The following is a 13,698-nucleotide window of genomic DNA, read 5'->3' on the forward strand; positions in this document are numbered from 1 at the left end:
GTATCTTTTGTTCTGAAGTGAATATTCTTCTGGTCTTACTGCGAATCTCTTTGATATAGTTTTCTGCTGTTTGTTTCTTCTTGGTTTCCATTGTCTTAAAGTTAATTAATCTTTGGAAACACTCCACAAGCTTAGCACCCAATCGGTCCACTTTCAGCTGACGATTTACATTGCGGCTTCGTTATTTATCTGGTTTTACATGAAACGTCGCCAAAACTTAAGGGAGCTTCTTTTGAGCTTCGTCGTTGTTATTATTATATGGCAGTTCGATGTACAAGTTTTGCATTGGAGTTTACGCTACTACCTGTAACTCAAAAAAAATACCGGCCCGCTGGCGCAAACCGGTATTTAATTCAACTATAGTAAAAAACAATTAACACTTTGTACTATCGTTATGATAACGAAAGCGTTATCAATATATTACATCGCTTCTGAAACAACTTCGGTAACTTCGGGCACCATACGTTTCAACAGATTTTCGATGCCCGATTTCAGCGTGATGGTGGATGATGGGCAGCCACTGCACGAGCCACGCAGTTCAACGGTTACCACACCCTCGTTAAAAGATTTATAGGTTATGGCGCCACCATCCTGTTCAACCGCCGGGCGAACATAGTCTTGCAGTATTTGTTGTATCTTGATTTCGGCATCAGTACCTTCAAAGGCAACTTCTTCCTGTTCTTTTAACTGTACTGCCAGCTCGCTTTCAACCGCGCCTTTAACAAACTCTTTCAAAATGGGTTCAAGGTCGTTCCAGTCGCTGCCTTCCGTTTTAGTTACGGTTACAAAGTTGCTGGCAAAAAATACGCCGTTAACAAACGAGAACTTGAACAATTCTTTTGCGAAAGGCGATTTCTCGGCGCTTTCTTTAGTGGCATAATCAACACTTCCGTTAATGAGCAGTTTATTTACAATAAACTTCATAGTGGCCGGGTTCGGCGTCGATTCGGTATATACGTTGATATTCATGTTATCTTCCTTTCAAAAATTGTGCTACAAAATTACTATGCTTTTTGGTGTTTGCGTGCAGGTTTACCAATTATGACCTGTAAATTATATACCCGTGTAAGTAGCCGGGCTAATTGCCCTTATCTCGTTCTTTATCGTGTCGTCCACATCCAATGTGCCAACAAACGCGGCTATGGTTTCGGCATTTATTTCGGCATTGGTGCGGGTAAGGTCCTTTAAAGCCTCGTAAGGGTTGGGGTAGCCTTCGCGGCGAAGGATGGTTTGTATCGCTTCGGCAACCACGGCCCAGTTGGCTTCGAGGTGTGCTTTGAGGGCCGGTTCGTTCAGTAATAATTTGCCAAGGCCCTTCATGGTCGATTTGAGCGCAATGAGCGTGTGCGCCATCGGAACGCCGATATTGCGCAGAACGGTCGAATCGGTCAGGTCGCGCTGGAGGCGGCTGATAGGCAGTTTGGCCGCCAGATGCTCAAACAAAGCATTGGCAATACCCAGATTACCTTCCGAGTTCTCAAAATCAATAGGGTTAACTTTATGCGGCATGGCCGATGAACCTATTTCGCCTGCCTTTATTTTCTGTTTGAAGTAGTTCATGGATATGTAGGTCCACATATCACGGTCAAGGTCAATCAGGATGTTGTTGATACGTTTAAGGTTATCGCAATGTGCGGCAAAGTTATCGTAATGCTCAATCTGTGTGGTGTATTGCGAACGTTTAAGTCCAAGCGTGGCATTTACAAAAAGGTTACCGAAAGCTTTCCAGTCGATAGCTTTATAACCAGTGTTATGTGCGTTAAAGTTGCCCGTAGCACCACCAAACTTGGCCGAGTAGGGTATTGTGTAAAACAACTCCAGTTGAGCTTCCAGGCGTTCCACGTATACCATCAGCTCTTTGCCTAAACGGGTTGGCGAAGCTGGTTGGCCGTGGGTATGGGACAACATGGGTATTTCGGCCCAATCGGCAGCATAAGTTTTTAACAAGTCTATCACCTCTTGTAATGCCGGCAGGTAAACCTGATTGACAGCCAATTTAAACGAGTAGGGTATGGCGGTATTATTGATATCCTGCGAGGTGAGGCCGAAGTGGATAAACTCTTTATAAGCATCCAGTTTTAGCGCGTCGAATTTTTGTTTGATGAAGTACTCAACCGCCTTCACATCGTGGTTGGTTATTTTTTCAATGTCTTTGATGGATTGGGCATCGGCTTCGGTAAAGTCAAAATATATCCGGCGCAGGCTATCGAACAATGTTTTATCAAAACTCTGCAGTTGCGGTAAAGGTATTTCGCAAAGGGCGATAAAGTATTCTATCTCTACAAAAACACGGTATTTTATGAGCGCGGCTTCCGAAAAGTAGGCCGATAGTTGTTTGGTAGTATTATGATAACGGCCATCGACCGGTGATACTGCAGATAGTGGAGAAAGCGTCATTGTCAAATTTTTTGCAAAGATAGTGATAAGATGGAAGATGGATGATGTAAAATGGAATATGGGTAATTATGGGTGTTTGAATTTTTAATTTCGGATCCCGATAGCTATCGGGACGGATGTTCAATTTCGGATTTGGCCCATGGGCATTTATGGGTGTTTGAATTTTTAATTTCGCTAATATTCTCTTTAGTCAACATTCCATACAATATAAGAAAATTTGCAGGACTTTACAAAAAGTGTTGATGAAATGGCTCCTGGAGCTTACAGGTCGTCCGATTTATAACCTATTCTTTTGCGCGGTTTGGGTACCTCTTTTCTCTCTAACTCATCCAGGTATTGAAAAACCAGTTCAATGTTTTGCGTATTGTTATTCAGTTGCTTGTTCATCTCTTTTAGCTGCGCGCTAAATTCGTTATGGTCCAAAACATGTTTTCTAAAACGAGTAAATATGCGCATTACCTGGATATTTACCTGTATGGCCAGAGGACTATTTAAAACACTTGACAGCATTAATACTCCGTGCTCGGTGAATGCGTAAGGTGGTTTTCTTCTACCGCCTCTTCCTATCTTTGATGTCGCAATTTGCGACATCAAACTTTCAAATTCGTCACCGGTTAATCGGAACATGAAATCTTCTGGAAAACGATCTGAATTCCTTGCTACTTGTTCATTGAGCCTTCGTGTTTCAACACCATAAAGCTCTGCTAAGTCGCTGTCTAACATTACTTTTTGATCGCGAATATGATAAATTTTGTTTATCACTAATTCATCGGGTATAATTGACTGGTTTTGTAATTCCTTCATATTTCAATCGAAATTAATAATTAATTTCCAATGTTTGAGGTCGCAATTTGCGACCTCAAACATTGGATTTATCCCAACAAAAAAGCCCCGCATGGTACAATCATGCGGGGCTAACAAACAAATAAACTAATTTTAGGCGACTGTTTCTTCAAGCTTTACGATGCTCTCGTCATCGCTGATTTTTTTGCCTGAAAAAAAGTTCTTCATATGTACACGGATAATGTACATGCATGGCACCAATATCAACGTAATAATGGTGGCAAAACCAAGCCCGAATATCATCGTCCACGATAACGGACCCCAGAAGGCTACGTTATCGCCACCGAAGAAGATATGCGGCTGGAAACTGGTAAACAAACCCGTAAAGTCAATATTAAAACCTACAGCCAATGGCACCAATCCGAAAATGGCAGCTGTTGCTGTCAACAATACCGGCGTCATACGGGTACGGGCAGCTTCAACAACGGCGTCATGTAGGCTTCCGCCCTGTTCTATCAGCATATCGGTAAATTCAACGAGCAATATACCGTTACGCACTACCACACCGGCTAAGGCAATGATACCAACCCCTGTCATTACAATCGAGATGGTCATCCCAAAGATGCTCACGCCCAGGAACACACCGATGATACTGAAGAATATCTCGCTGATGATGATAAAGGTTTTACCGATGGAATTGAACTGTGTCATCAATATTACCAATATCAAACCAAAAGATACGCCCAGTGCTGTCAATAAGAAGGTCATGGCCTCCATTTGGTCTTCCTGGCCACCGCCCATCCTGATGGTTACATCATCGGGCTTGCTAAAGGTATTGATGGCCCTTAAAATGTTGGCGTTTACCTCGTTGGCGTTGTAGGGCTGCACCACGCTCGAGCCTAGGGTAAGTACACGCCTTTGTTGTTTACGCTTTATATTGCTGTAGGTGTTGGTAAACCTGATATCTGTAAAGGCAGATATGGGTACCTGACGGATAGCACCGCCGGTAGCAAAATCGCGGTAGGTGATTTTCATGTTCCGTATGGCATCCAAATCGTTGCGTTGCGACTCTTTACCACGAACGGTAATCTCGTAATTGTCCTCTTTGGTGTTTTTAAAATCACCGGCTTTGGCACCATAAACCGTAGCACCTAAAGCCTGGGTAATCTGGCCCGTGTTAATGCCTTCGCGGTTGGCACGCTCACGGTCAACATCAAACACAATTTCAGGTTTATCACTTTGCACGTCGGGTTGCAGGTCTTCAATACCGGCTATGCCTTGCGCGGCAATGTGTTTTTTCAACCTTTCGCCGGTTTTAACCAGGCTATCCAAATTATCGCCAATAATTTCGATACTGATATCTTTTTGCGTTGGCGGGCCGCCATGCTCTTGTGCTACGGCTATTTGCACGCCCGGCAGACCTTGTACTTCCTTTCGAATGTTAGCCAATATCTTTTTGGTATCCTTACCGTGGCGTTTGGCAAATTCAACAAAGGCTACGGTAATTTTGCCTTTATTATAGTAGGTGCCCTGGTCTTCGTCTTGCGGGTCGGTAACGCCAACGCTTACGTTGGATATAATGGAAGATACCACATCCTTATCAGGTTCTACCACATCGGCAACACGTTTTTCCAACTGGCGGGTTATCTTATCGGTATATGATTGGTCGGTGCCTATCGGTAGCGTAATGTACACATAAGCAAAGTTAGGGTCGGCATTGGGGAAGAACTCCACTTTGGGGGCCCGCGCCGACATAAATACAAATGTTAGGATGAACAATACTACCGCGCCAAGCAAAATGGTACCCGGCCTGCGTACCGCACGTTCTAACCAGCGGGCATACCACGACTGGAACTTGGGCCATATATTGTTTTGAAATGCATCTATGGTACGCAGCAATACAAAATGATTGAACAGGTATAATATAGCCGCGAATACAACAAAGTTGCCCAGGCCCTTATTGATCAAATACGCCAATACGGCAATAACCGCAAATATGAGCAACGAGCGCAGTACCTTTTTATCGAACTTAGGATTGTCGTGCTCGCCTTTATAATGCGGTTTCATAAAATCGACTGCGAAAACCGGGTTCATGATGTATGCAACCAGTAACGATGCCAATAAGGTGATGATCAACGTTATAGGCAGGAAGAACATAAAATGCCCGATCAAACTGTTCCAAAACGCTAAGGGCACGAATGGCGCAAGGGTGGTCATGGTACCCGAAAATACCGGTAAAAACACTTCGCCTGCGGCCATTTTTGCAGCTTGTTTAATAGGTACTTTACCGTTGGCAAAAATACGGTGCGTATTTTCAATTACCACAATGGCATCATCTACCACAATACCCAGGGCCAGCAGGAATGAGAATAATACGATCATGTTCAGGGTAAAACCGATAGCCGGCATCACCAAAAAGGCCACAAAACACGACAGGGGCACCGATAGCGCCACAAATACAGCGTTGGTAGTACCCATAAAAAACATCAGGATAACGGTTACCAAAATAAAACCGATGATGATGGTATTGATAAGGTCGTTCAAGGTTGAACGGGTTTTGTCCGACTGGTCGCCAGTAACGGTAATACTTAAACCTTTAGGGAAAACCGTTTTTTGTTTTTGAGCAATCAGCGCATTAATCTTATCCGATGCCTGAATCAGGTTTTCGCCGGCACGTTTGCTAATGTTTAGTGTAATTACATTTTTAAAGTTGGGGTTATCATTGGTTTTTAAGCGCGCATAGCTCTCCTGATCTTTAAAGCCGTCTTTAATTTCGGCAATGTCTTTCAGGTAAACTGCTTTGCCTGCCGGATTACGGATAATCATGGCGCCAACTTCATCGGCACTTTTAAAGTCTTCTTTAATGTCAATGGGGCGTTGTACACCATCCATAATCACGTTACCTGCCGTGCTGATGATGTTTTCGTTGCCAATGGCCTGGATAATATCGCCGTAGCCAACTTGCGCTGCAGACATCTTGTCCAAATCCACATTCACCTGTATGTTTGGCGTAAGCGCGCCAACTTCGTCAACTTTCGAGATTTCTTTAAAGCCTTCAATATCGTCTTTCAGGTTGTCGGCGTATTCCTTTAACTTTTTCAGATCATAATCGCCCGAGATATTGACGTACATGATAGGCAAATCGGCTACGTTGATATCACTTATGATAGGATCTTTTAGGTTATTGTCGTTTTGCGGCAGGTCTTGCTTGGCCTTGTCAACAGCATCCTTAACATCCTGCTTGGCATCTTTAATGGCAATATTGGCATTAAACTCGGCGGTAATAATGGATACGTTTTGTACCGAGTTGGAAGTGACCTTTTTTAATCCTTTCAGCGATTTTAATTGCTTCTCGATTTGACGGGTAACCAACAACTCGATGTTTTGGGGCGATTGGCCAAGGTATTGCGTGGTAACAAATACCTTCGATTGCGCGATATCGGGGAAGTTTTCCTTGGGCAAATTGTTATAACTGATCAAACCCAGTACCGTGATCAAAAATATGAGCACATATACCGCGGTTTTATTTTTGATGGCCCAGCTTGATGGCCCAAATTCTTTTTCAAGATCTTTCATTTCAGATCGGTTTTTAGTTTAAAACTTATTGAGAAACTTTTACTTTATCGCCATCTTCCACATCGCTTGCGCCGCGGGTTATCAATTGGTCGCCTTCATTTAAGCCCGATAATATTTCGGTTTGGCTGTTATAGGTTGCGCCCAAGGTAACGGCTTTGCGTTTGGCTGTACCGCCATCGTTAACGAAAACAAAATCGCCTTGCTCCGATTTTTGTATGGCATTTAGCGGCACCACAATGCTATTGGTTTTGCTGTAATCGGCAATTTTTATCATCACGGTCATATTGGGGCGCAATGTTTTGCGGGTAGGCAGTTTTATTTCGATGGCGAAGCTGCGCGATGCCGGGTCGATTACTTTTGCGGCGAAGGTCAACTTAGTGGTTAGCGAATCATTGGCATCGGGTACCACAATTTTAACATCCTGCCCTTGGTTTACCTTGCTCGAGTACGACTCAGGAACATCGGCTTTCACTTTCAGGTTATCGGCATTTACAATACGGATGCCTGTTGCACCCGGCGATGCGGCCTGTCCTAATTTCAGGTCCATTTGGTCAATTGTACCATTGATAGGTGATGTAATGCGGTATAGATCGGCCTGTTGGCGTAATGCGGCAACTTGTTTTTGCGCGCTTTGCAAATTAGTTTGGGCTTGCAAAAATTGTATTTCGGTACCTATTTTTTGGTCCCACAGGTTTTTTTGGCGGGTAAATACCTCGTTAGCCAGCGTGGCTTGCGATTCGGCTTGCGCGATATTTTGTTTTAACACGCTGTTATCTAATTGCGCCAATACTTCACCTTTGGTAACATGGTCGCCGGTTTTAACATACAAGTTGGTAATCATACCGGGTGCTTGCGGGTAAGCTGTCACGTTGTCCTGCGCGTCAATTTTGCCTTGCAGTTCGACATAGGTGATAAAACTGCCTTTTTTTACCGGCATGGTGCTTACGTCGGTCAACTTAACCGAATCTGTTTTACCGGTCTTTAATTCAAGCGCCGATATTTTCGACGCGAGGTCGGCCTGTTGTTTTTTAAGGTCGGCAAGCTCGGCCTTTGGATCTTTGGGTTTATTGTTGCAAGCGGCCAAAACTATCAGGGCGCTTAGTAAAAATATTCTTTTCATGTTGTGATGGTGTTGTTACGTGTTTGGTTAAATATTTTAGTTGATCCTTCCGTAGGCTTTGTCCAGATCCACCTTGCTGATCAAAGCGTTGTACAATGCCTGTATATATTGGTTGTCGGCAGTTTCCAGGTCGGTTTGTGCCTGCGTTACCTCGATGCTCGAACCTACGCCCTGTTGGTATTTTATTTTTGATACCCGCAAAACCTCCTGTGCCAAATCCTGACTGCGTTTTTGGTTGTTGAGCGATTGTATGCTGTTGAAAAACGTAACCTGCGCGGCAGTGGCCTGCAGCATAAAGCCGTTTTTGGCGTTATACAAATCGTTTTGGGCTTTTTGAACGTTGATTTGGCTCTGTTTTAATTGGTTAAGCCTTTGGCCCCCGCTAAAAATAGGGACATTGACAGACAGCCCGATAAAGTTGAAAGGATAGCTGTGGTCGTACAAATATCTCCAATGGTTTTCTTCAAAAGCTACTGTATAGCCCGCATTGGCGGCCACGGTTGGCAGATAGGCTGCTTTCTTGTCTTTAACGTCAAGCATATTCAACTTTACGTTGGTTTCCAGCAAACTGTATTCAATGCGGTTTTTATAAAAAGTTGTGTCAACACTCAGCTCGGCCAATTGGTGGTCTAATTTAATATCTTCCAACTTATCGGTGAGCGTAATTTGTTGCTCAATGGGCATCCCCATTTGAAATTTGAGCATTTGCACATATAATTGAAGTGCGCGTGCCACATTCTCACGATTGGTAATCAGGTTATTGTACGAAACAGTGAGGCGGTCAACATCTATCTTCTCCACAAAACCTTGTTTGTTCATGGAAGTAGTTTGATCCAGTTGTTGTTTTAATTGATTGATATTGGCATCCAACAACTTTATTTGCTCGTTGCTTACCAGTGCCTGATAGTATGCCTTGGTTACGTTTACATTGGTCTCAATTTTAGAACGAACAAGGCTTTTGTTGTATAACTCCTTAAAAGTTTTTACCGCCTGTAAGCCTACAATAAAGGTGCCGCTAAAAATAAGCTGACTGGCCTGTACCCCATAGTTATTGGTGTACGTTGTGGCGCCAAAAGGGAACTTGACCAATGCTGCTTCAGGGTCGTAAGGTTGGCCCGTAAAAAAGCTAGACGGCCCTACTGTTGCCGGCGCCTGAAAATACTTCTGGAAACTAATTGAACCATTAACTTGCGGCAGGCCCGTGCCGATAGTTTCCTTTATTTTATAATCGGCGCTTTTAACATCCAGTTCAGCATTTTTTACTGAATCCTGATGTTCATAAGCATATTTGATACAATCGGCAAGGCTATAGTTGTTTTGCGCCGGTGCCGTTTGTTGTGCCATGCCGTTTTTCGCGTAAAACAGCAGGCAGATGATGAGTATGTATAAACTTTTTTTCATTGTATATGGTGGTTGTTTGGTTTGTTATTCTTGTTCTATAATGTTTTTATAATGATCCAACAGCTTTCGCCCCTTTGCAGTACAAATGCCGTAGGCAAAATGTTCCATCAGCTGGATCTGTACTTTCCAGGGGTTAAATGTTTGAGGGGGGAAAACCTCGGTATTAAAGCCCAATTCAATTTGCCATATCCGCATACGCGCAATAATACCTAAATCGATATCCGGCCTTATGTACCCCTGTTCAATACCTTTAGCCATCATCGTCCGCATGCTGTCCACAACAAACTGTGCCTTAAACTCCTGAAGTTGTTTCCATGCGCCCGGGTGGTATTTTTGCAGGTCATATATCACAACAGGGTTTATCCTCGAAAAAAATTCCTCCGAACATTTCATCATATTGATCAACTCCTCCAAAACGTTCGCCGAGTTTTCTATAACGTTCTGCATTTCGCATTTGTCCTGCTCAAGCTTGGTGTGCACCAGGGCCGTAACCAATTCGTCCTTGTCCTTATAATGAAGATAGATCGTCTTTTTGGACATGCCCAAATGCTTCGCAATATCATCCATGGTGATACTGCGGATGCCTGCTTTAAAAAACAGCTCTTCTGCCCCTTCTAAAATCCGCTCTTTTTGTACGTCTGACATAACGAGACAAAACTATGGAAACATTTTTTGATTTCATAGTTTCCTTGTGTTATCATTACGTTAAGCTGACAAAGCAAGCTGCCGAGCCACATTAGGGGATGTTTTAGATCGTTTTTTTATTGACATGTTACATTTCTATCCATTGTGCTATCGTTAAAAATGTAAATTAACAACCCGTGATTGACAACCCTATGTCAGCAGAAAGTTAAAAAAAGTTTGAATGACCGGTTATTTAAATTTTTTTTAGGAAGGTTTTTAAGGGTGTCCATTCTTTAAATCAACTAAACCCACTATCTATACCAAAAACCGTTTTATTCTGTTATTTAGATAGTTTTTGAACCCGGGCAGGTGCTTTTTTATTTACTATGTTTGCATATAAACTTAAAAAAAGAGATGGATTTTAGTGCCGAAGTATCCACCGGGTACGACTTTTCGATGAGCGAAAACCAGCGCATGGTGGCTCAAATGGTTAAAGATTTTGCCGAAAAAAATATACGACCCCATGTAATGGACTGGGACGAAGCACAGACCTTCCCGATAGAACTGTTTAAGCAATTGGGTGAGCTGGGTTTGATGGGTGTTTTGGTACCCGAGGCGTATGGCGGTTCGGGCTTTGGATACTTTGAGTATGTAAGTGTAATCGTGGAGATAGCAAAGGTTTGCGGTTCGATTGGTTTATCTGTAGCAGCACATAACTCATTGTGTACAGGGCATATTTTAGCTTTCGCGAATGAAGAGCAAAAGCACCGCTGGCTGCCAAAATTGGCTACTGCCGAGTGGATTGGTGCCTGGGGGCTCACCGAAGCCAATACCGGATCGGACGCGATGGGCATGGCCACAACAGCTTTTTTGGATGGCGATTATTATGTGGTGAACGGATCGAAGAACTGGATAACCCACGGAAAATCGGGCAATATCGCTGTGGTGATGGTGCGTACAGGGGAGAAGGGCGATTCGCATGGCATATCGGCATTGGTGATAGAAAAAGGTACACCGGGCTTTACCCACGGTAAAAAGGAAAACAAACTGGGCATGCGCGCATCCGAAACTACGGAGCTGATATTTGACAATTGCCGTGTGCCGAAAGAAAACCTATTGGGTGCAGAGGGCGAAGGCTTTAAACAGGCCATGAAGGTGTTGGATGGCGGGCGTATCTCCATCGCGGCCCTATCATTAGGTATTGCTAAGGGGGCTTTTGAGGCGGCGGTTAAATATTCGAAGGAAAGACATCAATTTGGGCAGCCCATCAGCAGTTTCCAGGGCATATCCTTTAAGTTGGCCGATATGGCAACCGAAATAGAAGCCGCCGAGCTATTGATACTACAGGCAGCCGATTTGAAGAACCGTGGCCAACAGGTTACCAAGCAATCGGCCATGGCAAAATATTATGCATCCGAAGTTGCGGTGCGGTGCGCCAACGAAGCGGTACAGATATTTGGCGGCTATGGCTACACCAAAGATTTCCCGGTGGAGAAATTTTACCGCGATGCCAAACTGTGCACGATAGGCGAGGGGACGAGCGAGATACAGAAGATCGTGATCGCGAGAGAAGTGATAAAAGAATAGGGTACTTGCATTACTTAGAACGATTTTTGCGTTAATGTTATAATTATTATATTTACAACATGACTACCATAACATTACAGGTACCAGATAACCTTGCGGAGTATGAAAAGGATACCGTGCGGTTCATTGCAGCAAAGTTGTATGAATCCGGTAAACTTTCCTTGGGCCATGCTGCTGAAATGGCCGGATTATCTAAACGCACCTTTGCGGAAATTTTAGGCGATTATAATGTATCTCTTATCAACTATTCTATCGAAGATATTGTTGAAGACGCCTCCAAATTTTAATATAGTAATTGCTGATACAACCTGTTTTATCCTTCTTGAAAAGATAGGAGAAATGGAGTTGTTAAGATCTGTTTTTGACAATATAATCACTACAGATATAGTAGCGGCAGAATATGGTTTTCCATTACCAAATTGGGTCGAAATAAGAAAAGTGGCCGATATTCATTTACAAGAAGTACTCCAAATTGAAGTAGATGCAGGAGAAGCGAGTGCAATAGCGTTAGCTACTGAATTATCACCCGCCCTATTGGTTTTAGATGATTTGGAAGCAAGGCGACTTGCAAGACAGTTAAATCTGAACTATACCGGTACATTAGGGGTTGTTTTGAGAGCAAAGTGGTCGGGCCAAATTGAAAGTGTTAAACCCATCATGGCTAGAATTCAAAACACCAACTTCCGGATAACAGATCAACTATATTTGGACGTGTTAAAACAAGCCGAAGAATAATTGTGATCCAATTAAAATTATATTTTTTCTAATTACCTTTTAACTTACAAAAGATCGTTATTGCGAGGGAAGTGTTGAGCAAGTAGGTGTTGAATATAGAACGCTGAATTTTGAATGACGAATATTGAAGTATTGGGTTTACCTTTACTTCAATATTCGATAATATAATTCTTTTCCAATTACCTTTTTGATTTTCAAAACATTGTCTGTACATTTGCAGCCCTTGAAAGGAGGTATTTTTTAGAACTATGATCATTATCAACGTAAAAGACGGCGAATCATTAGATAAAGCACTAAAACGCTTCAAAAAGAAATTTGAAAAAACAGGAGTGTTAAGAGAACTTCGCAGCCGTCAGGCCTTCGAAAAAAAATCTGTAGCACGCCGCACCGAAATTAAGCACGCCATCTACATTCAAAACATGAACTCTGAAGGAAACTAATTTGCTTTTGTTGTTAACAGAAGTTTAATTTTTTTTCTACTTCATATTAAAACTATTTGTACATTCATGCTATTGAATGTATAAGTAGTTTTTATGGTTTTAGAGCGGTTTGTAAAATATCTTCAATACGAAAAGCGGTTCTCGCCGCATACGGTTACCGCTTACCAAAACGACCTGAAACAATTCTTTTTGCATACGGCCACATCGGGCCAATATGCAAAACTCCCGGCAGATGAGATAGATACCAAAGTAGCGCTCCTCATCGCCAATATATCGTCTATCACTTATAACGACATACGCGACTGGATAGTGGAGCTGATGAACCATCAGCAAACCGCAAAATCCGTCAATCGTAAAATTGCTGCGCTGCGTACTTTCTTCAAGTTTTTGGTGCGCGAGGGCTTAATTACGCAAAACCCGGCATCAAAAATACAGGCGCCCAAAATACCCAAGCGTTTGCCGGTGGTGGTAGAAGAAGACAAGATTATGTCGCTATTATCCAACAGCGATAACTTTGAAGACAGCTTTACCGGTGTACGCGATAAGCTCATCATCGAAATGCTGTTTGGTACGGGTATACGCCTTGCCGAGCTGGTAGGGCTTAAAGATAGCGATGTAAACCTGTACGACAATACCATTAAGGTATTGGGCAAGCGCAACAAGGAGCGCATCATCCCCATCAATAACGAACTGAAGGGTTTATTGATAATCTATCTAAACTTAAAAAAAAGTGAAGATTTTTCTAACAATTCTTTAACATTGTTCGTTACAAGTAAAGGTGCCAAAGCCTACCCAAAGATGATATACCTTATTGTGCATAAATACCTCTCGTACATATCCACCCAGGATAAAAAGAGCCCGCACGTATTAAGGCACTCATTTGCCACCAGCTTATTAAACAACGGAGCCGATTTAAACTCCATTAAAGAACTTTTGGGCCACGCCAACCTGAGCGCGACCCAAATTTATACCCACAATTCAGTTGAGCGATTAAAGTCTATTTACAAACAAGCCCATCCAAAGGCTTAAAAAAGG

12 protein-coding genes are annotated in these 13,698 nt (G+C 42.9%); 5 read left to right on the top strand and 7 right to left on the bottom strand.

Annotated features, from left to right (window positions below):
* Positions 1–420 precede the first annotated feature (420 nt).
* The 7 genes from QZX97_RS11860 to QZX97_RS11890 form a co-directional block, all read right to left on the bottom strand.
* Positions 421–969 (bottom strand): NifU family protein, encoded by a 549-nt coding sequence (locus QZX97_RS11860; protein WP_295655692.1) that lies wholly within the window; start codon positions 967–969, stop codon positions 421–423.
* Positions 970–1,053: 84 nt separating this feature from the next.
* On the bottom strand, positions 1,054–2,397 hold the full coding sequence (purB, locus tag QZX97_RS11865; RefSeq protein ID WP_295655691.1) for an adenylosuccinate lyase: 1,344 nt from the start codon (positions 2,395–2,397) through the stop codon (positions 1,054–1,056).
* 261 nt (positions 2,398–2,658) lie between these two features.
* Positions 2,659–3,201 carry an ORF6N domain-containing protein gene (locus QZX97_RS11870; RefSeq protein WP_295655690.1) on the bottom strand — a complete coding sequence of 181 codons (543 nt, stop codon included), beginning with the start codon at positions 3,199–3,201 and terminating at the stop codon, positions 2,659–2,661.
* 132 nt (positions 3,202–3,333) lie between these two features.
* The gene (locus QZX97_RS11875; protein ID WP_295655689.1) at positions 3,334–6,756 is read right to left on the bottom strand and encodes an efflux RND transporter permease subunit; all 3,423 of its coding nucleotides are present in this window, start codon (positions 6,754–6,756) and stop codon (positions 3,334–3,336) included.
* 25 nt (positions 6,757–6,781) lie between these two features.
* Positions 6,782–7,876, bottom strand: coding sequence for an efflux RND transporter periplasmic adaptor subunit (locus QZX97_RS11880; protein ID WP_295655688.1), 1,095 nt, complete (start codon positions 7,874–7,876; stop codon positions 6,782–6,784).
* Positions 7,877–7,912: 36 nt separating this feature from the next.
* Positions 7,913–9,277, bottom strand: coding sequence for a TolC family protein (locus QZX97_RS11885; RefSeq protein WP_295655687.1), 1,365 nt, complete (start codon positions 9,275–9,277; stop codon positions 7,913–7,915).
* A 24-nt stretch (positions 9,278–9,301) separates the two neighbouring features.
* Positions 9,302–9,922 (bottom strand): TetR/AcrR family transcriptional regulator, encoded by a 621-nt coding sequence (locus tag QZX97_RS11890; protein ID WP_295655686.1) that lies wholly within the window; start codon positions 9,920–9,922, stop codon positions 9,302–9,304.
* A gap of 393 nt (positions 9,923–10,315) precedes the next feature.
* Between QZX97_RS11890 and QZX97_RS11895 the strand changes: the two genes are divergently transcribed.
* The 5 genes from QZX97_RS11895 to QZX97_RS11915 all read left to right on the top strand — a co-directional run bounded on the left by QZX97_RS11895 (position 10,316) and on the right by QZX97_RS11915 (position 13,692).
* Positions 10,316–11,488 carry an acyl-CoA dehydrogenase family protein gene (locus QZX97_RS11895; RefSeq protein WP_295655685.1) on the top strand — a complete coding sequence of 391 codons (1,173 nt, stop codon included), beginning with the start codon at positions 10,316–10,318 and terminating at the stop codon, positions 11,486–11,488.
* Positions 11,489–11,547: 59 nt separating this feature from the next.
* A complete protein-coding gene (locus tag QZX97_RS11900; protein ID WP_295655684.1) occupies positions 11,548–11,775 on the top strand; it encodes a UPF0175 family protein in 228 nt (75 codons plus the stop codon).
* A complete protein-coding gene (locus QZX97_RS11905; RefSeq protein ID WP_295655683.1) occupies positions 11,753–12,223 on the top strand; it encodes a DUF3368 domain-containing protein in 471 nt (156 codons plus the stop codon). Before QZX97_RS11900 ends, QZX97_RS11905 begins: the two co-directional genes overlap by 23 nt.
* A gap of 248 nt (positions 12,224–12,471) precedes the next feature.
* A complete protein-coding gene (gene rpsU / locus QZX97_RS11910) occupies positions 12,472–12,663 on the top strand; it encodes a 30S ribosomal protein S21 (protein WP_295655682.1) in 192 nt (63 codons plus the stop codon).
* Positions 12,664–12,756: 93 nt separating this feature from the next.
* A complete protein-coding gene (locus QZX97_RS11915; RefSeq protein ID WP_295655681.1) occupies positions 12,757–13,692 on the top strand; it encodes a tyrosine-type recombinase/integrase in 936 nt (311 codons plus the stop codon).
* The last annotated feature ends 6 nt before the right edge of the window (positions 13,693–13,698 follow it).

It is taken from the genome of uncultured Mucilaginibacter sp., assembly GCF_903893715.1.
GTDB lineage: Bacteria > Bacteroidota > Bacteroidia > Sphingobacteriales > Sphingobacteriaceae > Mucilaginibacter.

Excerpts from the sequence above, each read along its gene's own strand:
- QZX97_RS11860 (WP_295655692.1), bottom strand. The coding sequence starts at position 969 with ATGAATATCAACGTATATACCGAATCGACGCCGAACCCGGCCACTATG.
- purB (WP_295655691.1), bottom strand. The coding sequence starts at position 2,397 with ATGACGCTTTCTCCACTATCTGCAGTATCACCGGTCGATGGCCGTTAT.
- QZX97_RS11870 (WP_295655690.1), bottom strand. The coding sequence starts at position 3,201 with ATGAAGGAATTACAAAACCAGTCAATTATACCCGATGAATTAGTGATA.
- QZX97_RS11875 (WP_295655689.1), bottom strand. The coding sequence starts at position 6,756 with ATGAAAGATCTTGAAAAAGAATTTGGGCCATCAAGCTGGGCCATCAAA.
- QZX97_RS11880 (WP_295655688.1), bottom strand. The coding sequence starts at position 7,876 with ATGAAAAGAATATTTTTACTAAGCGCCCTGATAGTTTTGGCCGCTTGC.
- QZX97_RS11885 (WP_295655687.1), bottom strand. The coding sequence starts at position 9,277 with ATGAAAAAAAGTTTATACATACTCATCATCTGCCTGCTGTTTTACGCG.
- QZX97_RS11890 (WP_295655686.1), bottom strand. The coding sequence starts at position 9,922 with ATGTCAGACGTACAAAAAGAGCGGATTTTAGAAGGGGCAGAAGAGCTG.
- QZX97_RS11895 (WP_295655685.1), top strand. The coding sequence starts at position 10,316 with ATGGATTTTAGTGCCGAAGTATCCACCGGGTACGACTTTTCGATGAGC.
- QZX97_RS11900 (WP_295655684.1), top strand. The coding sequence starts at position 11,548 with ATGACTACCATAACATTACAGGTACCAGATAACCTTGCGGAGTATGAA.
- rpsU (WP_295655682.1), top strand. The coding sequence starts at position 12,472 with ATGATCATTATCAACGTAAAAGACGGCGAATCATTAGATAAAGCACTA.
- QZX97_RS11915 (WP_295655681.1), top strand. The coding sequence starts at position 12,757 with ATGGTTTTAGAGCGGTTTGTAAAATATCTTCAATACGAAAAGCGGTTC.